This window comes from Kaistia sp. MMO-174 (assembly GCF_037147815.1).
Classification (GTDB): Bacteria; Pseudomonadota; Alphaproteobacteria; order Rhizobiales; family Kaistiaceae; genus Kaistia; species Kaistia nematophila.
In genome coordinates this window covers 457,544-480,496 of the sequence record NZ_JBBCUO010000001.1, presented here as the reverse complement: position 1 = coordinate 480,496, position 22,953 = coordinate 457,544, and the positions used below count along the sequence as shown (strand labels likewise).

Annotated in this window: 22 protein-coding genes; 18 read left to right on the top strand and 4 right to left on the bottom strand. The window is 68.4% G+C overall.

All coding sequences use genetic code 11. The features are described 5' to 3' along the window. Positions 1–5: 5 nt before the first annotated feature. Positions 6–770, bottom strand: a complete 765-nt coding sequence (locus tag WFK98_RS02055; RefSeq protein WP_336799114.1) for an aspartate/glutamate racemase family protein — start codon at positions 768–770, stop codon at positions 6–8. A gap of 344 nt (positions 771–1,114) precedes the next feature. Between WFK98_RS02055 and WFK98_RS02050 the strand changes: the two genes are divergently transcribed. The 10 genes from WFK98_RS02050 (at position 1,115) to WFK98_RS02005 (ending at position 12,704) form a co-directional block, all read left to right on the top strand. Next, positions 1,115–2,125, top strand: coding sequence for a nitroreductase family protein (locus tag WFK98_RS02050; protein WP_336799113.1), 1,011 nt, complete (start codon positions 1,115–1,117; stop codon positions 2,123–2,125). Between the two features lie 43 nt (positions 2,126–2,168). After that, positions 2,169–3,239, top strand: a complete 1,071-nt coding sequence (locus tag WFK98_RS02045) for a dipeptidase (protein WP_336799112.1) — start codon at positions 2,169–2,171, stop codon at positions 3,237–3,239. 335 nt (positions 3,240–3,574) lie between these two features. Then, positions 3,575–4,264 (top strand): substrate-binding domain-containing protein, encoded by a 690-nt coding sequence (locus WFK98_RS02040; protein WP_336799588.1) that lies wholly within the window; start codon positions 3,575–3,577, stop codon positions 4,262–4,264. After that, positions 4,261–5,835, top strand: coding sequence for a sugar ABC transporter ATP-binding protein (locus WFK98_RS02035; RefSeq protein WP_336799111.1), 1,575 nt, complete (start codon positions 4,261–4,263; stop codon positions 5,833–5,835). The genes WFK98_RS02040 and WFK98_RS02035 overlap by 4 nt, the downstream gene beginning before the upstream one ends. A 19-nt stretch (positions 5,836–5,854) precedes the next feature. After that, positions 5,855–6,889, top strand: coding sequence for an ABC transporter permease (locus WFK98_RS02030; RefSeq protein WP_336799110.1), 1,035 nt, complete (start codon positions 5,855–5,857; stop codon positions 6,887–6,889). Next, positions 6,886–8,859: a hypothetical protein gene (locus WFK98_RS02025; protein ID WP_336799109.1), complete on the top strand. Its 1,974-nt coding sequence runs from the start codon at positions 6,886–6,888 to the stop codon at positions 8,857–8,859. The genes WFK98_RS02030 and WFK98_RS02025 overlap by 4 nt, the downstream gene beginning before the upstream one ends. Next, positions 8,856–9,902, top strand: a complete 1,047-nt coding sequence (locus WFK98_RS02020; RefSeq protein ID WP_336799108.1) for a Gfo/Idh/MocA family protein — start codon at positions 8,856–8,858, stop codon at positions 9,900–9,902. The genes WFK98_RS02025 and WFK98_RS02020 overlap by 4 nt, the downstream gene beginning before the upstream one ends. Beyond that, positions 9,899–10,945, top strand: a complete 1,047-nt coding sequence (locus tag WFK98_RS02015; RefSeq protein WP_336799107.1) for an aldo/keto reductase — start codon at positions 9,899–9,901, stop codon at positions 10,943–10,945. Before WFK98_RS02020 ends, WFK98_RS02015 begins: the two co-directional genes overlap by 4 nt. Before the next feature lie 29 nt (positions 10,946–10,974). Continuing rightward, positions 10,975–11,823: a sulfurtransferase gene (locus tag WFK98_RS02010; RefSeq protein ID WP_336799106.1), complete on the top strand. Its 849-nt coding sequence runs from the start codon at positions 10,975–10,977 to the stop codon at positions 11,821–11,823. Between the two features lie 86 nt (positions 11,824–11,909). Then, the gene (locus WFK98_RS02005; RefSeq protein ID WP_336799105.1) at positions 11,910–12,704 is read left to right on the top strand and encodes an SDR family NAD(P)-dependent oxidoreductase; all 795 of its coding nucleotides are present in this window, start codon (positions 11,910–11,912) and stop codon (positions 12,702–12,704) included. Between the two features lie 100 nt (positions 12,705–12,804). Here the strand turns inward: WFK98_RS02005 and WFK98_RS02000 are convergent, their stop codons facing one another. The 3 genes from WFK98_RS02000 to WFK98_RS01990 all read right to left on the bottom strand — a co-directional run bounded on the left by WFK98_RS02000 (position 12,805) and on the right by WFK98_RS01990 (position 14,601). Then, on the bottom strand, positions 12,805–13,569 hold the full coding sequence (locus WFK98_RS02000; protein ID WP_336799104.1) for an SDR family NAD(P)-dependent oxidoreductase: 765 nt from the start codon (positions 13,567–13,569) through the stop codon (positions 12,805–12,807). A gap of 137 nt (positions 13,570–13,706) precedes the next feature. Then, complete coding sequence (locus WFK98_RS01995) at positions 13,707–14,294, bottom strand: TetR/AcrR family transcriptional regulator (RefSeq protein ID WP_336799103.1); 588 nt, start codon at positions 14,292–14,294, stop codon at positions 13,707–13,709. Positions 14,295–14,421: 127 nt separating this feature from the next. Continuing rightward, a complete protein-coding gene (locus WFK98_RS01990) occupies positions 14,422–14,601 on the bottom strand; it encodes a hypothetical protein (protein WP_336799102.1) in 180 nt (59 codons plus the stop codon). A 175-nt stretch (positions 14,602–14,776) separates the two neighbouring features. Here WFK98_RS01990 and WFK98_RS01985 point away from each other — a divergent pair, with 175 nt between their 5' ends. The 8 genes from WFK98_RS01985 to WFK98_RS01950 all read left to right on the top strand — a co-directional run bounded on the left by WFK98_RS01985 (position 14,777) and on the right by WFK98_RS01950 (position 22,922). Beyond that, the gene (locus WFK98_RS01985) at positions 14,777–16,372 is read left to right on the top strand and encodes a gamma-glutamyltransferase family protein (protein ID WP_336799101.1); all 1,596 of its coding nucleotides are present in this window, start codon (positions 14,777–14,779) and stop codon (positions 16,370–16,372) included. Positions 16,373–16,645: 273 nt separating this feature from the next. After that, complete coding sequence (locus tag WFK98_RS01980; RefSeq protein WP_336799100.1) at positions 16,646–17,452, top strand: ATP-binding cassette domain-containing protein; 807 nt, start codon at positions 16,646–16,648, stop codon at positions 17,450–17,452. 60 nt (positions 17,453–17,512) lie between these two features. Further along, positions 17,513–18,565 (top strand): sugar ABC transporter substrate-binding protein, encoded by a 1,053-nt coding sequence (locus tag WFK98_RS01975; RefSeq protein ID WP_336799099.1) that lies wholly within the window; start codon positions 17,513–17,515, stop codon positions 18,563–18,565. A gap of 15 nt (positions 18,566–18,580) precedes the next feature. Then, positions 18,581–19,570 carry an ABC transporter permease gene (locus WFK98_RS01970; protein ID WP_336799098.1) on the top strand — a complete coding sequence of 330 codons (990 nt, stop codon included), beginning with the start codon at positions 18,581–18,583 and terminating at the stop codon, positions 19,568–19,570. After that, complete coding sequence (locus tag WFK98_RS01965; protein WP_336799097.1) at positions 19,567–20,580, top strand: ABC transporter permease; 1,014 nt, start codon at positions 19,567–19,569, stop codon at positions 20,578–20,580. Before WFK98_RS01970 ends, WFK98_RS01965 begins: the two co-directional genes overlap by 4 nt. Before the next feature lie 60 nt (positions 20,581–20,640). Beyond that, positions 20,641–21,831: an enolase C-terminal domain-like protein gene (locus WFK98_RS01960; protein ID WP_336799096.1), complete on the top strand. Its 1,191-nt coding sequence runs from the start codon at positions 20,641–20,643 to the stop codon at positions 21,829–21,831. A 5-nt stretch (positions 21,832–21,836) separates the two neighbouring features. Beyond that, a complete protein-coding gene (locus WFK98_RS01955; protein WP_336799095.1) occupies positions 21,837–22,610 on the top strand; it encodes an IclR family transcriptional regulator in 774 nt (257 codons plus the stop codon). Between the two features lie 9 nt (positions 22,611–22,619). Further along, on the top strand, positions 22,620–22,922 hold the full coding sequence (locus tag WFK98_RS01950) for an L-rhamnose mutarotase (protein WP_266339149.1): 303 nt from the start codon (positions 22,620–22,622) through the stop codon (positions 22,920–22,922). Positions 22,923–22,953 lie beyond the last annotated feature (31 nt).

The window sequence follows — 22,953 nt, the reverse complement described above, 5'->3', positions numbered from 1 at the left end:
GGTCGTCACTCAGCCGCGATCGCGGTCGGCAGCGTGAAGCCGTAGCCGATCAGTTCCTTCTTCGGCGGCATCGGGTAGGTGAGCTTGCTCTGGCTGAGGCCGACGCGGGCGAGCGCCGCGGCCACGGACACCGCCGTCGGGATCGGGTCCACCACCGGGATGTCGATCCCCTTGGCAAGCAGGCCCTGGCGCACGGCGGCGGCGCAGCCGAGAAGACCGGTGCAGCCGAAGATCACCGCCTCGGCGCCATCCTGCTCGACGGCGATCACCGCCTGCTCGACGAGGCGAGCCTGGGTGTGCGGAAGGTCGTCCTCCAGCTCCAGGACCGGGATGTCGACATGGCGGACCGAGGCCATCTTGGTGCTGAGGCCGTAGACGGCAGCCTCGTTCTCGAACTGGGCGCGCAGGCGGCGCAGCACGGTGATGACGCTGAAGCGGTGGCCGAGCATGGCGGCGACGTGCATGGCGGTCTCGGCCGGGCCGAGGACGGGAATCGAGACGACCTCGCGCACGGCCCGCAGGCCCGGATCGCCCATGCAGTCGATGATGATCGCGTGGGCGCCTTCCTTCTCCGCCTCGATCGCCTTCTCGATCGTGCCGGGAACCGACATCGCGATCTCGAACTCGCTCTCGATCGAGCCGGGACCGCTGTCGATCTGGCTGTGACTGACGGTCAGGCCGGCATAGCCCAGCGCGGCGAGGTCGGCCGGCTTGCGAAAGCCCTTGGTGGTGATGGGGGACAACACTCGGACATCGATCAGATCGCTCATGACGGTCTCACTGTTCCTGCTGCGTTGCGGAAAGGCTCGCACCGACAGGGCCCGGGGACCAAGGCTGAAGAGAGATAGGCCGGCATGTGATTGGGAGGGTAGGTTTACGCAACAAATATTCGTAAACCTATCCGTATGGGTAGCAATGCGGATCGCGTTTCGCTGATTTTGCTGCGCTTTTGGGCGGCATGGGCCGGCTTCCGAGGGCCGAAACCCCGGTCGCGACGCCGATTTCGAGCGTCCGCGCTTGTTTGACAGGGGCCGCCTCGCGGTCGAACCTCCCCGCATCGCGGCAATCCTGACGGGTTGCCCTACCCTATTTCCGTTTCAAGACGAGGCCGTGAATGAGCTGGCTATCGGTGACGAACCCGCTTGGCGCGCGAGCCGAGCGCGCGCGGCAGAGCCTCTGGCTGGTCCGCAACTTCCTCTATGATTATCGCCGCTATTCGCGGGAATCCTTCCTGCACGGGCCGAAGAGCCGCGAAAGCCGCAAGGCGCATATCCACCTGCTGGCCCATACCGTCGAACATGGCCTGTCGCTGGCCAATCCCCGCCCGGCCTTCGGCCTGGAAAAGATCCGCAAGCTGGTCGGCGAGACCCGCTCCTACATTGCCGACTACGGCATCGACGCCAGCGCCGAGATCGCGATCCGGGCGCTCGAGGCCTATGTCGCGTTCAACCGCGCCGCCGGGGCCGAGATCGGCGACGTGCCGGCCGCCGTCGAAACGCTGAGGCAGGCGATCGTCTCTGCGCGGGCCGAGCTTCTCGGCGGCACCGAGGACGTCACGGCGGAGGGCATCCGCCAGCGCGCCTCGATGGATTTCCTCGGCTTCATGGAAGCGCGCCACAGCGTGCGCCAATATGCGGACCGGCCGGTCGATCCCGCGCTGATCGAGCAGGCCGTTCGCGCGGCGCAGCAATCGCCCTCGAGCAGCAACCGCCAGACCTGCCGCGTCTACGCCTTCACCGAACGCAAGGCGATCGCCAGCGTACTCGGCTTCCAGTCCGGCAATCGCGGCTTCGGAGAGCAGCTCGGCGGCATCCTGATCGTCACCACCGACATCCGCCACTGGGGCTCGGTCGGCGAGCGCTACCAGGGCTGGATCGACGGCGGCATGTTCGCCATGACGCTGGCGCTCGGCCTACATGCCGAAGGGCTCGGCGCCTGCATGCTGAACTGGAGTGAGACCAAGGACGTCGACGCGGCGATGCGGGCGCATGTCGGCATTCCCGACAACGAGTTGGTCATCACCATGATCGGCTTCGGCCACATGCCCGACAGCTTCAAGGTGCCCCGTTCGCAACGAAAGCCCCTCGACGAGATCCTGCGCCTCGATCCCGCCCTGCCCGCCTGACACCCTCCGCCTTCCCGCCGCCCCGCCTACCGAAAGCCCTTTCATGACGACCGCCCCGATCCCCGTCTTCGACGGGCACAACGACGTCCTGCTGCGCCTCTACAACAATGGCGGCGACGACGCCGCGATCCAGTCCTTCCTGACCGGCGGCGCGGGCGGCCATCTCGACCTGCCGCGGGCGCGCGAAGGCGGCTTTGCCGGCGGTATGTTCGCGATCTTCCCGCCCTCGCCCGCCATGGAAAACTTCATGGACCTGATGCAGGGTGAAGGCTACGACCTGCCGCTGCCCGACGCGCTGGAGCTCTCGGACGGACAGAAATCAACCCTCGCCATGGCGTCGATCCTGTTCCGCCTCGAACGCGCCTCGGAAGGCGCCGTCGCCGTCTGCCGCAGCGTCGCCGACATCCGCGCCGCGATGGCGCGCGGCGCGCTCGCTACCGTCCTGCATATCGAGGGCGCCGAGGCGATCGACGCCGATCTCGTCATGCTCGACGTACTGCACGCCGCCGGCCTGCGCTCGATCGGCCCGGTGTGGAGCCGGCCCAACATCTTTGGCCATGGCGTACCGATGCGCTTCCCGAGTTCGCCCGATACCGGCCCCGGCCTGACGCACGCCGGCTTCGACCTGGTCCGCGCCTGCAACCGGCTCGGCATCCTGATCGACCTCTCGCACCTGAACGAGAAGGGCTTCTGGGAGGTCGCCAAAACCAGCAACGCGCCGCTGGTCGCGACCCATTCCAACGTCCATGCAATCTGCCCCGTCTCGCGCAACCTGACCGATGCGCAGTATGAGGCAATCCGCGCCAGCGGCGGCGTGGTCGGGCTCAACTACGCCACCGCCTTCCTGCGCCCGGACGGCCACATGGACGCGGCGACCGGCCTCGACGTGATGATCCGCCATCTCGACGCCATGCTGGAGCGGCTCGGCGAGACCGGCGTGGCGCTCGGCTCGGACTATGACGGCGCCGTGGTGCCGGAGGGCGTCGCCGACGTCTCGCTGCTGCCCCGGCTGATCGAGGCGATGCAGGCGCATGGCTATGGCGACGCGCTGATCCGCCGGATCGCCTCGGAAAACTGGCTCGACGTGCTCGACCGCACCTGGTCGCCGCGCTGACACCCTTCCGGCGCACCACATCGTGAAGTCCCCGGGGGCGCCACGTGGCGCCCTCCCCGCCTCGCCGTCTCCGCCGCGCGCGACCGGCGTCACCGGATGTGTCGCCAGCCCCCGGCCTTGCCTGACGCCGGCCCCGCGTGCCCTCGCGCCCTTGCCGGGTTGCCCCTCTGCAACTCCCGCGCGACCCGTCCATCACCCGTTTCTGCCGATCCCGGGATCGATCCCTTTTTGGAATTTCGTTTCCAACCTTCCGATTCCAACGGAAATTCCTGCCTTCTGAAAAAGACGACAAATTCAATATACATTAAAGAGTATCAGACGGAGCCGCCAGGACGATCGCCCCGGCCGATGCCGACGCGCTCGCCCCCGCCGTCAAGGCGGCGATCGACGCCGGCGTGCCGGTCGTGACCATCGACCGCCCCGTCAATGGCGTGCCGGAAGTGCTCGCCAATGTCGCCGCCGACAACCTCAAGGGCGCCGAGCGCCAGGGCGAGGCGATCGCCGCGCAGTTCCCGAAGGGCGCGACGATCATCAACCTGCAGGGCATCCCCGGCGACAAGACCGCCAATGACCGCAACCAGGGCGTCCACAACGTCCTCGACAAGCAGCCCGACCTATACAAGTTCGTTTCGGAGCAGACCGCCCGCTTCAGCCGCGACCAGGGCCTCTCGGTCACCGAGAACATCCTGACCGGCCAGGCCGAGCTGCCGCAGGTCATCGTCGCCGCCAATGACGACAGCGCGCTCGGCGCCGCCCAGGCGGTCGAAGCTCGCAAGCTCAACGGCAAGATCGCCATCTATGGCTATGACGGCTCGACCGACGCGCTGAAGGCCGTCAGCGACGGCTCGCTCGCCGCCACCGTCGACCAGTTCCCGGGCAAGCAGGGCCGCGTCGCGGTCAAGACGCTGGTCGACTTCATCCGCGAAGGCGTGAAGCCCGCCAATTCCAACATCCTCGTCGAGCCGGTCGCCATCACCAAGGCCAACCTCGCCGACGCCGAACGCATCGGCACGATCACGCAATGACCGCGATCGGCAGCGATGCCGGGACGGTTTCCTCGGGTGGCGTCACGCCACCCGAGGCTTCGTTTCTGAGCCTCGAAACCCTCTCCAAGCACTTCTTCGGTGTGACGGTGCTCGACCGCGTCTCGCTGGCGCTCACCGCCGGCAAGGTTCATGCGCTGCTCGGCGAGAACGGCGCCGGCAAGTCGACGCTGATCAACCTCCTGAGCGGCATCCGCAAGCCGGATGGCGGATCGCTCCGGCTCGACGGCGAGACGGTCGAGCTGACCGGACCGAATGACGCGCAGAAGCGCGGCATCTCGACGATCCACCAGGAATTCAGCCTGTTTCCCGACCTGACCGTGGCCGAGACGATCTTTGCCGGTCGCCTGCCCGTCAATCGCTTCGGCCTGGTCGACTGGCGCCGCATCGCCCGTCAGACCACAGAGGTGATGCAGCAGCTCGGCGCCGAGATCGCGCCCGGACGGCGCGTCGCGGATCTGAGCATCGCCGAGCAGCAGCTGGTCGAGGTCGGCCGCGCGCTCACGCTGAAGTCCCGCCTGATCATCATGGACGAACCGACGGCATCGTTGACGCCGCGCGAAGTGGATCGCCTGAAGGCGGTCGTCCGCGCGCTCACCGCCGAAGGCGTCGCCATCCTCTTCGTCAGCCACCGGCTGGAAGAGGTAAAGGAACTCGCCGACAGCTTCACCGTGCTGCGCGACGGCGTCGTCGTCGCGAGCGGTGACATCGCCGACGCGACGATCGACGATCTCGTCCGCTGGATGGTCGGCCGCGAACTGCTCGAGGAAGACCGCCATCACGCAGGCTCGAAGCCCGGCGCCGTGGTGCTCGAGGTCGAGGGGCTGAAAAGCCGGCCGCGCTCCGCCCGTTCGGCTTCGGTCGAGGGCGTCAGCTTCTCCGTCCGCGCCGGCGAGATCGTCGGCCTGGCCGGGCTGGTCGGCGCCGGCCGCACCGAGATCGCGCGCATGATCTTCGGCGCCGATCCGATCGGCGGCGGCTCGATCCGACTGAACGGCGAGGCCTATCGCCCCAAGGGTCCGGGAGACGCGATCGCCGCCGGCGTCGCCCTCGTGCCCGAGGACCGCAAGCAGCAGTCGCTGTTCCCGACCCTTGCCGTCAGCGAGAATTTCGCAGCCGCGGGCGGCGTGCCCGCCGGCCCGTTCGGCATCCTGCGCCGCAAGGCCGAGAAAGGCGCGTTCCAGCATTTTCGCGATCGGCTGAAGCTGCGCTCGGCCGGCGCCGACGCGCCGATCGCCACGCTTTCCGGCGGCAACCAGCAGAAGGTCGTGCTCGCCCGCTGGCTGGAGCTGAAGCCGCGCCTCTTGATCGTCGACGAGCCGACGCGCGGCGTCGACATCGGCGCCAAGGCCGACCTGCACCGCCTGCTGCGCGAACTCGCCGCCGATGGCGTCGCCATCCTGCTGATCTCCTCCGACCTGCCGGAAGTGCTGGCGCTCAGCGACCGCATCCTGACGCTGCGGGCCGGCCGCCTGACCGGCGAACTCGCCGGCCGCGATGCCGACGAGGAAAGCCTGATGCGGCTGATGACGCTCCCCAAGGCGGCAGCCTGATCCCAACCCGGTTGAAACCATGTCCCTCGTTCCGTCGCCCTCCGTGGCCCCCTCGCCCTCCCTCGCCCGCCCGCGGTCGACGAATGCGCTTGCGCTTCTCGCCCGCTTCGCGCCGCTGATCTTCCTGCTGCTGCTGATGGCGCTTTTCACCTTCCTGGCGCCGCGCTTCCTGTCGTCGCTGAACCTGTTCAACATCCTGCGCCAGGTCTCGATCTTCGGCATCGTCGCCGTCGGCATGACCTTCGTCATCCTGACGCGCGGCATCGACCTCTCGATCGGCGCGCTGATCGCGCTGACCGGCCTCGTCGCCGCCGTCGTCGCCAAGGGCGGCATTCCCGGCCGGCTGGAGCTGACCGCCGGCGGCGCGCCCTTCGCCTGGTATTGGGCGGCGCTCGCCGCGATCGTCGTCGGCGGCGTCGCCGGCGCGCTGCAGGGCGTCTTCGTCGCGAGGCTCAGCGTGCCCGCCTTCGTCGTGACGCTGGGCGGCATGACCATCTTCCGCGGCCTAGCGCTGATCATCGGCAATGGCGGCCCGATCAGCGGCTTCGACGAAAGCTTCGGCTGGTGGGGACGCGGCATGGTCGGCGCCGTGCCGGTGCCGGTCATCGTCTTCCTCGTCGTCGTTGTGATCGCCGGCTTCGTGCTGCATTCGACCCGCTATGGCCGCTCGGTCTACGCCATCGGCTCCAACCCGGAGGCGGCGCGGCTCTGCGACCTCAACGTCAACCGCACGCTGGTCAGCGTCTATGCGCTGACCGGGCTCTGCGCCGGGCTCGGCGGCTTCCTGCTCGCCTCGCGGCTCAATTCGGCGGAGGCGGTCGCCGGCAACCAGTACGAGCTCAATGTCATCGCCGCCGTCGTGATCGGCGGCACCAGCCTCTATGGCGGCACCGGCAGCATCGCCGGAACGGTGATCGGCACACTGCTGATCGGCGTGCTGCTGAACGGTCTCGTGATCCTCAACGTGTCGCCCTATGTGCAGCAATTGCTGATCGGCGCGATCATCGTCGGCGCGGTGACCTTCGACATCTTCATCAAGAAGTACAAGCGATGAGCCGTCCCCTCTTCCTTACCGGCACGGCGAGCCTCGAGCCGCCGGTCCGCAATCTCGCCGCCGGCGCGCTGTCGGCCAGCTATGATCGCGGCGCGCTGCGCTGGGTCCGCTGGCATGGCCGGGAGATCCTGCGCGGCCTCTCCTTCCTCGTCCGCACGCCGGGCTGGGGAACGCCGGATGCCGAGATCAGCGAACTGGAAATCGCCGAGGACACGGCCCAGTTCTCGGTCGGCTACACGGCGCGCTACCGCAATGGCGCGGCGATCGTCTCGGCCCGGATCCGCTTCACCGGCACCGCAGTCGGCACGCTCGACGCCACCGCGACGATCCTGCCGGAGACGGATTTCGAGACCAACCGCACCGGCTTCGTCGTGCTGCATCCCCTCGATGGCGTCGTCGGCCGGGAGCTCGCGGTCGAGCATGCCTCAGGCGGCACCAAAGCCTTCGTCATGCCGGAGGCGATAAGCCCCGGCCAGCCGCTGTTCGACATCCGCGCCATCACCCATTCGCCCGAGCCCGGCCTCACGGTCGCGGTCCGCTTCGAGGGCGACGTGTTCGAGATGGAGGACCACCGCAACTGGTCCGACGCCTCGTTCAAGACCTATAGCAGGCCGATCGGCCTGCCCTATCCCTACCGGCTCGAAGCCGGCACGCCGACGCGGCAATCGGTGACCGTCACGGTCCGGGACGACCTCGAGCGGAAACAGCCGGCGGCTGCCGCCTCGGGCGCGAGCGACCCCACGACCGTCACGATCGGCAAGGCGACGGATGTCCGCCTGCCCCGCATCGGCATCGGCCTGCCGGCCGCGCTCGCCGATGCGGCGCTGGCGGTGGCGCCGCAGCTTTCAACGCTTGTCGGCGCGCATCTTCTGCTCCGCTACGATCCCTCGGCCGGCGACACGCCGGAAGACATCGGCGCGGCGGCGGAACTCTCGCGCCGCACCGGCCTCGCCATCGCCTTCGAGCTTCTGCTCGCCGCCCCGGCCGATCCCCGCCCGGAAATCGCCGAGGCGGCGCGGCTGCTCGCCGATGCCGGAATCGCGCCGCTTTCGGTCGCCGCCTTCCCCAAGGTCGACGAGGCGTCGTTCCAGCCGGGCGAGGCGCGTCCGCCTGCCCCCGCCGAGGCGGCCATCCATGCCGCGCTCCGCGAAAGCTTCCCCGGCATCCCGGCCGGCAGCGGCTCGCCGGCCTTCTTCACCGAGCTGAACCGCAAGCGGCCGCCGGCCGGCAGCTTCGATTTCATCACCCACGCCACCGCGCCGACGGTGCACGCCGCCGACGATCTCTCTGTGATCGAAACGCTGCAATCGCTGCCGCATATCCTGCGCTCGGCACGGGCGATCGCAGGCAGCGCGCCGCATCACATCGGCCCGATCGGCATCGGCGCGCGGCTCAACCCCTATGGGCCGGGACCGGCGCCCAATCCCGACAATGGCCGCGTCGGCCTCGCCGCCGCCGATCCGCGCCAGCGCGCGCTGCTCGGCGCCGCCTGGCATGTCGGCTATGCCGCAACGATCGCGCCCTTCGGCATCGATGCGCTCGTCCTCGGCGCGCCGGTCGGCCCGTTCGGGCTCGTCTCGACGCCGCAGGCCTATGCCCGGCCGTGGTGGGACGACGTCGCCGAAGGCAGCGCCTATCCGCTGTTCCATGTCGCGGCCGATCTCGTAGACGCTTCCGGCAAGCCCCGGCTCGCGATCGACATCGCGAATCCCGCCATCGGGGCGCTCGGCTGGATCGCGAACGGGCGGCGTCATGTCGTCCTTGCCAATCTCTCCGATCGGCCCGTGGCGCTCCACCTCACCGGCCTCGGCGCCGCGACGCTCCGCCGGCTCGATGCCGAAAGCTTCGAGGCCGCCGCCCTCAACCCGTCCGCGTTCCGCGAAGCGACCGTCAGCCTGCCCGCCGAGGGGACTTTGACGCTCGACGCCTATGCGGTCGCGACCCTCTCCGAAACGGGAGCGGCCGCATGACCGCACGCTTGAAGGGCGCGGTCATCGGCTGCGGTTTCTTTGCCAAGAACCACCTGCATGGCTGGGCCGACCTTGACGACGTCGAGATCGTCGCCGTCTGCGATCTCGATGAAGCCAAGGCCAGGCTTGCTGCGGAAAGGTTCGGCATCGCCCGCGTCTACACCAGCGCCGAAGCCCTGTTTGCCACCGAGGCGCTCGACTTCGTCGACATCCCGACGACGATGGAGACGCATGAGGCGCTGACGGCGCTTGCCTTCGCCCATGGCGTGCCGGTGATCCTGCAGAAGCCGTTCGCGCCCGATCTCGACGGCTGCCGGCGGATCGTCGCCGCCGCCGACGCGGCCAACGTGCCGCTGATGATCCATGAGGATTTCCGCTTCCAGAACGTGTTCCGGACGGTGCGGGGTATCCTCGACAGCGGCGAGCTCGGCCGGCTGACCTTCGGCCGCCTCTCCTGGCGCACCGGCATCGACGTCTATTCGAACCAGCCCTATCTGGTGCACGTCAAACGCTTCATGATCATGGATGTCGGCATCCACCTGCTCGACCTCGCCCGCTTCCTGTTCGGCGAGGCGAATGGCGTCTTCTGCCGCACGCAGCAGATCAGGGAAGGCATCGCGGGCGAGGATGCCGCGACCATCCTGCTCAGCCATGCGCAGGGCGCGACGTCGATCCTCGACTTCAGCTACGCCACCAGGCGCGATCCCGATCCGTTCCCGCAGACGCTGGGCGAGATCGAGGGGACCGATGGCACGCTGGTGATCGGCGCAGACCAGGTGCTGACCGTGCATGGCAAGAGCGGCACGCGACAGATCACCGTGCCGCAGGACGGCCGCGCCTGGACCAGCGCCCCCTGGACGCAGATCCAGGACAGCGTCGTCCACACCCAGCGCCACTTCATCGACAGCCTGCGCCAGGGCACCGAGCCGGCAACGTCCGGCCGCGACAGCCTCGCCACCTATGCCCTGCTCGAAGCGGCGTATCTCTCCGCCGCCAGCGGCAGGCTCATCCATCCCGACCGACTTGTGGGAGACCCCGCATGACCCTGTTCCCGACCCGCCGGCTCGGCAGGACCGATCTCCAGCTTCCCGTCTTCGGCGTCGGCACGTGCCCGCTCGGCGATCTCTTCGAGGCGATCCCGGAGGCGGAAGCCAGCGCCACGCTGGAGGCCGCCTGGGATGGCGGCGTCCGGCTCTATGACACCGCGCCCTGGTACGGTCTCGGCCAGGGCGAGCACCGCACCGGCCGCGCGCTCTACCGCCGGCCGCGCGAGGCATTCGTGCTCTCGACCAAGGTCGGGCGCCGGCTGTTCCGCCCGCGCGACCGCGCCCGTTTCGACGGCTCGAAATGGAAGGGCGGCCTCGCCTTCGAGCATGTGCACGATTACTCCTATGACGGCATCCTGCGCTCCTATGAAGACAGCCTGCAGCGGCTCGGGATCAACAAGGTCGAGATCCTCTACATCCACGATCTCGACAGCGGCTATTTCCCCGACGAGGCCGACCTTCTGGCGCGGCTGCGCGAACTGGAGACCGGCGGATTCCGAGCGCTGGAAGAGCTGAAATCAGCCGGCGAGATCGGCGCCATCGGCGCCGGCATCAACGAACGCGGCATGATCGACCGCTTCCTCGACCGTTACCCGCTGGACGCCTTCCTCGTCGCCTCGCGCTACACACTGCTGGAACAGACGATCTTCGCCGACGAGTTGCTGCGTGCCGAGCGCGAGGGCGCCGGCATCGTCATCGGCGGCGCGTTCAATTCCGGCATCCTGGCGACGGGCACCTCGGGCGCCGGCCGCTACGAATATGGCGCCGTGCCGGCGGCCGTCCTCGAGCGCGTGCGCCGGCTGGAAGCGGTGGCGGCGCGCCATGGCGTGCCGCTGGCCGCCGCCGCGCTGCAGTTCCCGCTCGGCTTCGACGCGGTCGCGAGCGTGCTGAACGGCCCGTCGCGCGTCGGCGAGATCGAGCAGAACCTCCGGCATTTCCGCCATCCGATCCCGGCTGATTTCTGGCTCGAACTCCGCGCCGAAGCCCTGCTCGGCGACGACATCCCGATCCCGGCAGCCGCCCTGCCCGAGATTGCCTAGCTACGGCGCCGACCCACAGAGGAACGATCATGGCCTTTACCACCATCCTTCCCGCCCAGACGTTGGCGGAGCACCTCGACGACCCGAACTGGCTCGTCATCGACGCCCGATTCACGCTCGACGACGAGCAGTGGGGCCGCAACGAATATGAGCGCGCCCACATCCCCGGCGCGATCTACGCCGACCTCGGCACCGACCTCTCCGGACCGATCATCCCCGGCAAGACCGGCCGCCGACCGCTGCCCGATATCGCCACCTTCGCGAAGACGCTGTCCGCCTGGGGCGTCGGCGCCGACACGCAGGTCGTCGTCTATGACGCCAGCGGCGGACTGATGGCGGCGTCGCGGGTCTGGTGGATGCTGCGCTGGGCCGGGCATGACGCGGTCGCCGTGCTCGATGGCGGCTGGACCTCGTGGACCAAGGAAGGTCGCCCCGTCTCGTCGGATGCCGTGCAGCGCCAGCCGGCCGAATTCCCGCTCAACGAACGGCCGCAACTCTTCGCCTCGCTGGAAGACGTCGACCGCGTGCGCCTCGATCCCGCCTGGGCCGTGTTCGATTCCCGCTCCAAGGAAGGCTTCCATGGGGGCGGCGTCTATCACGACCCCGTCCGTGGTCACATTCCCGGCGCCCGGCTCGCCAACCGCGCCGACACGCTCGACGCCAACGGCCATTTCCGTACGCCCGAGGAACTGCGCGCCCATTATCTCGGCCTGCTCGGCGACGTGCCCTCCTCGCAGACGATCTTCTATTGCGGCTCCGGCGTCACGGCGGCGCAGAACCTGGTGGCGCTGGCCCATGCCGAGCTCGGCGACGCCAAGCACTACATCGGCTCGTGGAGCGAGTGGATCCTCGATCCGGCGCGCCCCGTCGAGCTCTGACGCCCCTTACCCGACCTGAATCCCCGTTCTCAGCCGGCCGGCCGACCCGCCGCCCGGAACCCAAAGCATCCTGCTGGAGCAATGAAATGGCTCGTATCACCGAGAAACTCTTTTCGCTGGAAGGCAAGACGGCGCTCGTCACCGGCGCCGGCGGCGCCATCGGCCGCGTGCTGGCCCGGGCGCTGGCCGAAAGCGGCGCCACCATCGCCATTCACGATTTCGACGATGACCGCCTCGCCTCGGCCAAGGCTTTCATCGAAGAGGCCGGCGGCAAGGTCCTGACCTTCAAGGCCGACCTCACCGACGCCAAGGCCTGCCGCTCGCTGGTCGACGACGCGCAGGCCGCCCTCGGCCGCCTCGACATCCTGCTGAACAGCGCTGGCACCAACCGCCGCAAGCCGATCCTCGAGGTGACGCCGGAGGACTTCGACGCCATCATCGACGTCAACCTGCGCAGCATCTATTTCCTGTCGCAGGCGGCGCAGCCGCACATGGTGGCGCAGGGCGGCGGCAAGATCGTCAACATCTCGTCCTTGAGCGCCAAGCACGCCTTCAACACCATCTCGGTCTATGCCGCCTCCAAGGCCGGCGTCAGCCAGTTGACCAAGGCGATGGCGCGCGAATGGGTCGGCGACAACATCCAGGTCAACGCCATCGAGCCCGGCTTCGTGAAGACGGAATTCACCCGCCCGCTCTGGGACGACGAATACCGCTCGGAGTGGTTCCGCCGCTTCATCCCGACCGGCCGGCTCGCCAATCCGGAAGAGCTGATCGGCGCGACGCTGCTGCTCGCCTCGCCGGCCTCGTCCTACATCACCGGCCAGGCGATCGTCGTCGACGGCGGCGTGCTGACGGGCGCGACCTGGGTCAAGCCGGAATAAGTCCGGCCGGCCCTTCGGTCCTTCGGTTCGACCGCCTCTGGCGCGAACCCTCGCAGCCGGCCCTGGGGGGCTTGGCCGGCTGCGAAAACCACCGGCGCGGTCAGCTGGCGCTCTGGCCGCCGTCGACGACCAGCGCCTGCCCGTTCACGTAGGAAGCGAGATCGGACAGCATGAAGAGCGCCGCCTTGGCGATCTCCTCCGGCTCCGCCAGCCGGCGGAGCGGATTGCCGGCCGCATAGGGGTGGGTATCGACGCCGTCGGCGCCGGCGACGATCAGGCTCGACGTCATCGGCGTGCGGGTGATCGACGGATTGACCGAATTGACGCGGATGCCGAGCGGCCCGAGCTCCACCGCCGCGGCGCGCGCCAAAGACACCACGCCGCCCTTGCTGGCGCTGTAGATATTCGTGCCCGGCGCGGCGATGTTGGCCAGCACCGAGCCGTTGAAGACGATCGAGCCGCCGCCGCCCTGCTTCTTCATCTGCGCGGCCTCCGCCTTCAGCGAGAAGAACGCCGCCTTCAGGTTGGTGTCGATCATCCGGTCCCATTCGGCCTCGTCGATCTCGGTGATCGGGCCGCCGCCGGCAACGCCGGCATTGTTGAAGGCGCCGTCCAGCCGGCCGAAGCGGGCGACGACCTGCTCGACGATCGCCGGAATCCCGTCGACCTCGGCCAGGTCGGCCTGCACGAACAAGGCGCTGCCGCCTTCCGCCTCGATCGCCGACACGACCGCATTTCCCTCGGCGGCCCGCCGGCCGGTCAGCGCAACCCTGGCGCCTTCCCTGGCGAACAGCCTGGCGCTCGCCTCGCCGATTCCCGACGTGCCGCCGGTCACCAGCACTACCTTGCCTTCCAACAGTCCCATGATCGTTTCCGAGTGTGAGAGGAATTCCAACCCGTTTTAAATTATGATCATAATCTAAAAGATCAAGGGCGCGCCCTCCGCATCGAACGGCGGCACCGATCGACCGGGCATGGCGAGGCGCGTGGAAAGGCCGCCGCTCAGGCGGCGGGGCGGCCCTTGGCCGGCAGGAGATGCGCGAGGGTCGCTTCGAGGATCTCGTCGGAAAGGGCGGGATCGTCGGCGGCGCGAGCCAGGATCACGGCGCCGACCATCTCCGAAAGCGTGGCGAGGGCGCGCTTGCGCCGGGCTGCGGCCGTGCGGCCGGGCACCAGCCCCGAAAGCATGGCGAGATAGGAGCGGATGGCCCTGCCGAAGACGGCCCGGACGCCGTCGTTCTGGCGCGCGGCGTCGGGCGCCAGCGCCGTCAGGGCACAGCCGGATTGCGGATTGTCGCGATGCCTGGCCGAGACATAGGTCCCGATGATCGCGGCGAGCGCTTCGTCCGGCTTCCTTCCGTCAAAGCTGTGCCAGAGCTCGCGCGACGTATCGAAGGCGTGCTCGCTGGCGCGGGCGGCGAGATCTTCCTTGGATTTGAAGTTGCCGTAGAAGCCGCCATGCGTCAGGCCGGCCTGCTTCATGACATCGACGATGCCGATGCCATCGAAACCATGCTGGCGGAAGAGCTGGCTGGCGACGTCGATGATGCGGGCCTTGTTCTCGTCCGCCTGAGCTCTCGTAACCTTCATCATCCGAACTCCCGATCGATCCCCTGCGGATATATGTCTTTCGACATCTATCATCAATGCGATCGCGGGCCGGAGGACCACGCCGCCCGCCTGCCGGCTCATGACGGGGGAACGGGAAACGCCAGCATCAGCCGGGGCCGATATCGACGCCTTTGGTGTCGGGATCCGGCAACGAGCCGGTGCCCGGCGTCTTGTCGTAGTCGGTCAGGTCCGGCCGCGCGTGCGGGCCTTCCGGCGGCATCGGTACGGTCTTCTTCGGCGCTTCCTGGTTCGGGGCATCCTTGCGGGCAGTCTTCTCGTCCGGCATCCAACCCTCCTGATTTCATTCAACAAAGTCCAACGCCCGGCGGGCCGCATCGTTGCCATCTGGCCAACCGGCCCTGGCCACCTCCGCCCTTGGCCATCGTCGATCCGACCGGCTAGAACTTTGACGGCACGCGGATTGCAGGGGCGAGGCTCCCCGGCAAAGAGAAGAAGAGACGATGGTCGATTTCGCACAGCCCTACCCGTCGCAGCGCTCCCCCGTGCTCGGCGACAACGTCGTCTCGACCTCGCAGCCGCTCGCGGCTCAGGCCGGCCTCGCCATGCTGGCGAAGGGCGGCAACGCCGTCGACGCGGCGCTTGCCGCCGCCATGACGCTGACCGTGGTCGAGCCGACCGGCTGCGGCCTCGGCAGTGACGCCTTCGCCATCCTCTGGGACGGCAAGGAACTGCACGGGCTGAACGCCTCCGGCCGGGCGCCCGCCGCCTGGACGCCGGCGCGTTTCGCCGGAAGCGGCGCCATGCCGGCGCGCGGCTGGGACAGCGTCACCGTGCCGGGCGCCGTATCCGGCTGGATCGCGCTCTGGCGCCGCTTCGGCAGCCTGCCGCTCGCGACGCTGGCCGCGCCGGCCATCCGCTATGCCCGCGACGGTTTCCCCGTCTCGCCGATCATCGCCCGCCTCTGGCAGATGGGCGGCAGGCTGCTCGGCGAGCAGCCGGGCTTCGCCGACGCCTTCCTGCCGGAAGGCCGCGCGCCCCGGGCCGGCGAGCGCTTCCGCAATCCGGCTCTGGCAATGACGCTCGAAGCGATCGTCGAAACCGAAGGCGAGAGCTTCTATCGCGGCGCGATTGCCGAAAAGATCGCCGCCGACGCCGCCCGGCATGGCGCGGTTCTGTCACTCGACGATCTTGGCTCGCACGAGGCCGACTGGGTCGGCACGCTGTCGCAGCAATTCGCCGGCGGAACCGTGCACGAGATCCCGCCGAACGGCCAGGGCATCGTCACCCTGATCACCCTCGGCATTCTTGGAAATCTCGGCATCGGCGCCGATCCGGTCGACGATGTCGAGACGGTGCATCTCGCCATCGAAGCGACCAAGCTGGCGCTCGCCGATGCCGACCAGCATGTCGCCGAGACCAGCCACATGGCGTTCGATCCGACCGCGCTGCTGGCGCCGGATTACCTGGCCGGGCGGGCGAGCCTGGTCGACCGGCGCAGGGCCGGCCTCCCCGCCTATGGCGCGCCGAAGCCGGGCGGCACGGTCTACCTCGCCGCCGCGGATGCGAACGGCATGATGGTGTCGTTCATCCAGTCGAATTTCATGGGCTTCGGCTCCGGCGTCGTCGTGCCCGGCACCGGCATCAGCCTGCAGAACCGCGGCGCCGGCTTCACGCTGGCGCCCGGCCATGTCAACGAGGTCGCGCCCGGAAAGCGGCCGTTCCACACCATCATCCCCGGCTTCGCCATGCAGGCGGACGGCACCCCGCTCTCCGCCTTCGGCGTCATGGGCGGCCCGATGCAGGCGCAGGGGCATGCGCAGATGATGCTGCGCCGGCTCGCCTATGGCCAGAACCCGCAGGCGGCGGCCGATGCGCCGCGCTGGCGCGTCATCGGCGGCAACAAGGTCGCGGTCGAAACCAGCTTCCCGCCGGCCCTGGCCGAAGCGCTCCGGGCGCGCGGCCACGACATCGTCATCGAGCCGCCGGACGCCGTCTTCGCCTTTGGCGGCGCGCAGATCATCGAACGCCTGCCGGATGGCGCCGGCTATGTCGCCGGCTCCGACCCGCGCAAGGACGGTCAGGCCGTCGCCTTCTGACCCCGGACATGGCGGCGGCGGCCTGCCGCCACCGCTGCCCGACGTGCTGGACCCGCCTCTTCGAAAAGCCAGCCGAACCGCGTCTTTCGGCGCGTCTTTCTGCATTGCAGCACGGCAATTCGCTGCACCGCCAAGTCAAAATCACGAAGCCATAAGGCGGAACGAAGATCACGACGATCTTCGAAACCGCGTTGACAAGCATTCGTCGGCTTCGTACCGTTCATTATCTGGTACGGCCGTTCCAATATTGGAACAGCATGGAGGCGTACTTGAATGTCGGAAATATCCACCACGCCTGTGCTTGAGGCGCGGCACATCACGCGCCATTTCGGCGCCGTCATCGCCCTGGCCGACGCGTCGCTGACGCTCGGGCGCGGCGAAGTCCTCGGGCTCGTCGGCGACAATGGCGCCGGCAAGTCGACGTTCCTGAAGATCCTTTCCGGCGTCATCAGCGCATCGAGCGGCGAAATCTTCGCCGATGGCCGTCCCGTGCAGTTGAAGCGGGCGCAGGATGCCATGGATGCCGGAATCGAGACGGTCTACCAGGACCTGGCGCTCGTCGATACGATGAGCGCGTTCCAGAACGTCTATCTCGGACGCGAGGAACTCTCGTCCAATCCGCTGGCGCGACTGTTCAATCTTGTCGACGATCGCAAGATGCGCAGCCGGGCCCGCGAGGTCCTCGACATGCTGGCGGTGAAGATCCCGTCGATCGACGTCAGCGTGAAGGGCATGTCCGGCGGCCAGCGCCAATGCCTCGCCATCGCGCGGGCCCTGCTCTGGGGCCGGCGCATCGTCATCCTGGACGAGCCGACCGCGGCGCTCGGTGTGCGCGAGACCGGCCAGGTCCTCGATGTCATCCGCGACCTGCGCAACCACGACGTCAGCGTCATCGTCGTCAGCCACAACATGCAGCAGCTGATGAGCGTTGCCGACCGCATCACCGTGATGCGGCTCGGCCGTTCGATCGCCACGCGCAAGGTCCGGGACACGCAGGTTTCCGAAATCGTCGGCCTCATCACCGGGGCGATCCCCGGCGACGCCGAACCGGAGGCCGCGAAGCTCGCCATCCCCGCCTGAGACCGGATCAACCGGCCCATGGCGGACCATCCAGACTGAGCATTTCCTTAGGGAGGAAGCATGTTGCGCATTTCGAAACGCGCCATCGCAACGATGGCGCTCGCCGTTCCGCTCGCCTTCGGTGTCGCCTGGGGCGCCAACGCCGCCGAGAAGTTCAAGCTCGGCATGGCCGTCGGCGGCAATACCTGCTGCGACTGGATGAAGGCCCAGGGCGACGTCGCCCGCGCCCTCGCCGAAAAGAACGGCTGGGACTACATCGAGCTCTCCAACAACAACGACCCCGCCGTCGCGCTGAAGAACGCCAAGATCTTCGCGCAGGAGGGCGTCAACGCGATGATCCAGTTCAACGGCCAGCCGGCTTCCAACCCGGCGATCAGCCAGGCCATGAACGCCGCCAAGATCCCGGTCGTCACCTATGACATCGCCGATCCCGGCATGTACTTCGTCGGCATCGACAATCTCGCGGCCGGCATCGCCGGCGGCGAACAGCTCGGCAAGGTCATCAAGGAAAAGTGGGCCTGCAACCCCGACCTCGTCGTCTCGGCCGAAGGCGCCGCCGCCGGCATCGTCAACGAGTGGCGCACCGGCGGCATGCGCACCGGCCTGAAGAAGGTCTGCCCGGACATCCCGGCCGAGAAGTGGGTCAGCTTCGAAAGCCAGGGCGACGCGGCCGTCGGCCTGCCGGCGGCGCGCGACCTGCTCGCCGCCCATCCCGACGCCAAGAAGATGGCGGTCGTCGGCCTCAATGACGGCGGCGTGCTGTCGCTGATCAACGCCGCCGAGCAGCTCGGCCGCGCCGACGAGGTCATCGGCTGGGGCCAGGACGGCGCCTTCATCACCGGCGACAACGTCAACCCGCATCTCGCCGGCTCGGTGTTCTACTTCCTCGAGGGCTACGCCGTTTACGCTATCCGCGACGTGATCGCGCCGATCGCCGCCGGCCAGATCCCGCCGCTCAAGGCCGCAGCCGACAATCCGGCCTCGCGCGTCGAGCCCTGCCCGGTCAGCGCCGAACAGGCCAAGGCCGTGCCGGCGATGGCCGAGCGGGTCGCCAAGCTGCTGGAAGCCCCGGCAGGCACGACCGCCTACTCGCTCTTCTGCCCGAACAAGTAAGCCCCGGGTTCGCCGATGTCCCTTGACCAACGCCTCGAAAGCCCGGCCCGGGCGCTATCGCCCGGGATGCGTTTGCAGGGCTGGGGCACCGGCCTCACGCTTCTGGCCGTGTGGCTGCTGCTGATCGCAGCCACCGGCCTCTACCGGCCCGATTTCCTGTCGCACCAGACCGTGCTCGCCATCAGCTTCACCATGTCGATCGTCGGCGTGATGGCGATCGGCCAGGGCCTGGTCGCGATCTCGGGCGGCTTCCTCGACCTGAGCCAGCCGGCGGCGCTGATCGCGTCCAGCCTCGTCGCCGTCCGCCTGTCGGAAGCCGGCCTCCCCTTCGCCTTCGTCATCCTCGGCGCGGTGCTGACGGGCATGGCCTGGGGCTTCGCCAACGCCGTCATCATCGTCGGCGCCAAGCTGAACCCGGTCATCGTCACGCTCGCCACCAACTTCATCGGCCTCGCCGCGCTCTATTTCGCCTTCCAGCTGGCCGAGGTCCCGCTCGGCTCGGCGATCCACCAGTTTGGCCGCGCCAAGCTGCTCGGCCTGCCGGCGATCTGGTGGCCGATGCTGGCGCTCGTGCTGATCGTCGGCTTCCTGATCCCGCGCACCCGCTATGGCCGCCGCGCCATCGCCGTCGGCGGCAACCGGATGGCGGCGCGCGCCCGCGGCATCTCGCTGAAGGCGACCCGCTTCGCCATCTTCACGGCGGCGGGCGGCTTCGTCGGCTTCGCCGGCGTGCTGTTCTGCGCCACCAGCGGCCCGTTCAATCCGAGCTCGGCCAATGCGCTGCAGCTGAACGTCATCGCTGGCGTCATCCTGGCCGGCATCTCGCTGGCGGGCGGACGCGGCAGCTTCTGGATGCTGCTGCTCAGCGTCGGCTTCCTGTCGACCATTCCGACGGCGCTCGTCTTCTTCGGCCTGAGCTCCGACACCCAATCGATCTTCCAGGGCCTGATCCTGATCTCGGCGGTCGCCTTCGACGGCTACCGGGCGCGGAGGGGAATTCCATGACCGACGCCACCGCCAGCCGTACCGCGCCGGCACCCGCACCCTACATCGTGCCGCATCACCCGCTGCGCGACCTGCTGACCGGCCCGGTCGCCAGCATCGCCTTCACGGTGATCGCCGTCGTCGCGGTCGGCCTGATCTGGGTCGGCCCGCGCTTCCTCGCCTTCGGCAATATCGGCATCATGGGCGCATTCCTGATCGTGCCGCTTGTTGTCGGCGCCTGCGCCGGCTTCGCCCTGCTCTCCGGCGTCGTCGATCTCTCGATCGGCTCGATGGTCGGCTTCTCGTCGGCGCTGTTCGCGCTGCTGCTGACGCTCTCGTGGAACCCGTGGGCGGCCGCCGCAGTAACGCTCGCCGCCTGCCTCGGCTTCGGCGCCATCAACGCCATCGCCATCGTCGGCTTCGGTGCCGAGGCGATCGCCGCGACGCTCGGCATGCTGGTGGCGCTGCGCGGCATCACCTGGGTGCTGCTCGGGCCGCAGGGCGCGATCTTCTCCTTCAACCCCGGCCTTTCCGACCTGGTCAACCAGACCCTGTTCGGCCTGCCGCTGTTCTTCCTGATCGCGATCGTCCTCACCGTGATCGCCGCCGCCGTCGTCACCAAGACGCGCTTCGGCCGGCATGTGCAGGCGGTCGGCGGCGACGACAAGGCGGCTTCGCGCGCCGGCATCCCGGTCAAACGCATCCGCGTCGCGGCGCTGCTGCTCTCGGCGTTCGGCGCCGGGCTCGGCGGCATCTTCTTCACCGCCCAGCTCGGCAGCGCCGCCCGCGCCACCGGCTTCGGCCTCGAGTTCCAGGTCTATGCCGCGCTGATGATCGGCGGCTACTCGATCCTGCGCGGCGGCGTCGGCAACCCGATCGGCGGCGCGCTCGGCCTGCTCGCCGTCGCCGGCGTCTCGAACCTTCTCGATCTCAAGGCGATCAGCCCCTACTACGTCAACATCATCGTCGGCCTGCTGCTGCTCGCAGCCGTGCTGCTCGACCGGATGCGCGGGGGCGACGCCTATGAATAGAGCCCCGCCGCTTTCTCCCGCTCCTGCTCTTGCCTTTTCGCCTGCCAGAGGACTGCATCCGTGAAAATCACCGACATCAAGATCAAGACCTTCAAGACCTGGGCCGACCGCTGGGACGTGGGCCACGCCCTGCCGGTGCCCAAGGCCGACCTGATGCAGACCGTGCTGGCGATCGACACCGACGAGGGCGTCACCGGCTATTATTTCGGCGGCGGCTCGCATGGTGACGCCGAGGGGCTGAATGTCGTCGACCAGCAGATGATCCGCGGCCGCATCCTGCCGCTGCTGCGCGGCCAGGATCCGCTCGACCGCGAGATGGTCTGGAAGTGGCTCTGGGTCGCCAACATTCCGGAAAACGTCGCCAGCGTCATCGACAACGCGCTCTGGGATCTCGCCGGGCGCGCCTTCAACACGCCGGTCTACAAGCTGATGGGCGGCGCCGGCCGCGAGAAGGTCAAGGCCTATGCCTCGACCTATCCGAACATCGGCGTGCCGCGCGTCTATGCCGAGCACGCGCTCGCCTGCAAGAACGAGGGCTACCAGGCCTACAAGATCCACCCGCATTACTTCTGGAACCCGGAGACCGGCCAGCCGACGCCCGGCCGCCCCTCCAACATCAAGGCCGATATCGAGACCTGCCATCTCGTCCGCGAGGCGGTCGGGCCGGACTATGTGCTGATGTTCGATCCCTGGGGCACCTACATGACCATGGAGGAGGCGATCCAGGTCGGCCGCGAGCTGGAGAAGCTGAACTTCTACTGGTACGAGCACCCGATGCCGGAATACCGGGTCGAGAGCTATGTCCGCCTGTCGCGCGAATTGTCGATCCCGATCCTGTCGCCGGAAATCGTCGCCGGCGGCGTGTTCAGCCGGGCCGAGTGGATCCTGCGCGGCGCCGGCGACATGAGCCGCATCGACGTCGTGCGCGGCGGCATCACCGGCGCCCGCAAGACGGCGATCGTCGCCGAAGCCTATGGCCTGCGCTGCGAGATGCACATGGCCGGCTGGGGCAATCTGCAGGTGCTCGGCGCCACCTCGGAAGATACGTCCGAATATTACGAGAAGGGCCTGCTCGCCCCCGGCGTCGACTATGACGCGCCGCACCCCTACCTCAGGAACACCTGCGACCGGATCGACAGCGAGGGCTATGTCCATATGCCCAAGGGGCCCGGCATGGGCTACGAGATCGAGTGGGACTACATCGACGACAACCTGATCGACCCGTTGGCGCTCGAGAAGAAGTTCTGGTAGCGCCCATGTCGAGCATCCGCCGATCCGTGCAGGTGATGGAGCTGCTGGCCCGCAAGAGCCCGCTCGGCGTGCGCGCGGTCGCCACCCAGCTCGCCTTGCCGCTCGGATCGGTGCATCGCCTCCTGCTCGACCTCGAGCAGGAGGGGATCGCCGAGCGGACGCCCGGCGGCGAATGGGAATTGTCGTTCCGGCTGCTGGAGATCTGCGGCCTGCAGCTGGAACGGATCGCCCTGCCGGCGCTCTGCCGGCCCTTCGCCGAGAAGATGGCCGAGACCACCGGCGAGACGGTCAACATCAACGCGCTCAGCGGCAAGCACGGCGTCTGCATCGACAAGGTGCGCGGCAACCAGGGCATGCAGCTCGACATGCGCATCGGCGCGCGCGGCTCGCTGCATTGCGGCGGCGCCGGCAAGGCGATGCTCGCCTTCATGACCGAGAGCGAGCAGCGCGAGGTGCTCGGCGGGCCGCTGCCCGCCTTCACGGTGAAGACGATCACCGACGCCGGCGTGCTGGAGGCCGAGCTGCAGCGCATCCGCGAGCGCGGCTATTCGATAGACGACCAGGAGGTCGTGCTCGGCGTCTACTGCGTGTCGGTGCCGATCTTCGACGCCATGGCGCGGCCGGTCGGCGCCATCAGCATCACCGGGCCGTCGCAGAAGGCGCCCGGTCCCGAGGTGCTGCCGCTGGTCGAGATGCTGAACGAGGCCTGCGGCCATGTCAGCCGCCGCCTCGGCTTCCGCGGCACCTGGCCGGCCGTGGCCATCGAAGCGAAACAGTGAGGAGCGGACATGCGGGTCGCATGGGTGATGAAGCTGAAGCCCGGCTTTGAGGCGATCTACAAGCAGAAGCATGACGAGATCTGGCCGGAGATGCTGGCCAACATGGAGCGCGACGGTATCCGCAACTTCTCGATCTACCGCTACGGGCTGCTGCTCTTCGCCTATCTGGAGCGCGACCAGTTGCCGCCGCCCGGCACGCCGCACGACCCCGTCACGCTGCGCTGGTGGAAGATGATGGAGCCCTACATGGAATACAACGACGACGGCACGCCTTGGCAGGCGCCGGTCGAAGAGATGTTTCACAAGTCATAATCACGCATTTCATTCCGAAGAGCCGAGAAGA

Coding starts and splice junctions, on each gene's coding strand:
- WFK98_RS02030 (WP_336799110.1), top strand. CDS start 5,855: ATGTCCCTCGTTCCGTCGCCCTCCGTGGCCCCCTCGCCCTCCCTCGCC.
- WFK98_RS01995 (WP_336799103.1), bottom strand. CDS start 14,294: ATGAAGGTTACGAGAGCTCAGGCGGACGAGAACAAGGCCCGCATCATC.
- WFK98_RS01985 (WP_336799101.1), top strand. CDS start 14,777: ATGGTCGATTTCGCACAGCCCTACCCGTCGCAGCGCTCCCCCGTGCTC.
- WFK98_RS02005 (WP_336799105.1), top strand. CDS start 11,910: ATGGCTCGTATCACCGAGAAACTCTTTTCGCTGGAAGGCAAGACGGCG.
- WFK98_RS01980 (WP_336799100.1), top strand. CDS start 16,646: ATGTCGGAAATATCCACCACGCCTGTGCTTGAGGCGCGGCACATCACG.
- WFK98_RS01965 (WP_336799097.1), top strand. CDS start 19,567: ATGACCGACGCCACCGCCAGCCGTACCGCGCCGGCACCCGCACCCTAC.
- WFK98_RS02015 (WP_336799107.1), top strand. CDS start 9,899: ATGACCCTGTTCCCGACCCGCCGGCTCGGCAGGACCGATCTCCAGCTT.
- WFK98_RS02050 (WP_336799113.1), top strand. CDS start 1,115: ATGAGCTGGCTATCGGTGACGAACCCGCTTGGCGCGCGAGCCGAGCGC.
- WFK98_RS02020 (WP_336799108.1), top strand. CDS start 8,856: ATGACCGCACGCTTGAAGGGCGCGGTCATCGGCTGCGGTTTCTTTGCC.
- WFK98_RS01950 (WP_266339149.1), top strand. CDS start 22,620: ATGCGGGTCGCATGGGTGATGAAGCTGAAGCCCGGCTTTGAGGCGATC.
- WFK98_RS01955 (WP_336799095.1), top strand. CDS start 21,837: ATGTCGAGCATCCGCCGATCCGTGCAGGTGATGGAGCTGCTGGCCCGC.
- WFK98_RS02035 (WP_336799111.1), top strand. CDS start 4,261: ATGACCGCGATCGGCAGCGATGCCGGGACGGTTTCCTCGGGTGGCGTC.
- WFK98_RS02000 (WP_336799104.1), bottom strand. CDS start 13,569: ATGGGACTGTTGGAAGGCAAGGTAGTGCTGGTGACCGGCGGCACGTCG.
- WFK98_RS02055 (WP_336799114.1), bottom strand. CDS start 770: ATGAGCGATCTGATCGATGTCCGAGTGTTGTCCCCCATCACCACCAAG.
- WFK98_RS01970 (WP_336799098.1), top strand. CDS start 18,581: ATGTCCCTTGACCAACGCCTCGAAAGCCCGGCCCGGGCGCTATCGCCC.
- WFK98_RS01975 (WP_336799099.1), top strand. CDS start 17,513: ATGTTGCGCATTTCGAAACGCGCCATCGCAACGATGGCGCTCGCCGTT.
- WFK98_RS01990 (WP_336799102.1), bottom strand. CDS start 14,601: ATGCCGGACGAGAAGACTGCCCGCAAGGATGCCCCGAACCAGGAAGCG.
- WFK98_RS02025 (WP_336799109.1), top strand. CDS start 6,886: ATGAGCCGTCCCCTCTTCCTTACCGGCACGGCGAGCCTCGAGCCGCCG.
- WFK98_RS02010 (WP_336799106.1), top strand. CDS start 10,975: ATGGCCTTTACCACCATCCTTCCCGCCCAGACGTTGGCGGAGCACCTC.
- WFK98_RS02045 (WP_336799112.1), top strand. CDS start 2,169: ATGACGACCGCCCCGATCCCCGTCTTCGACGGGCACAACGACGTCCTG.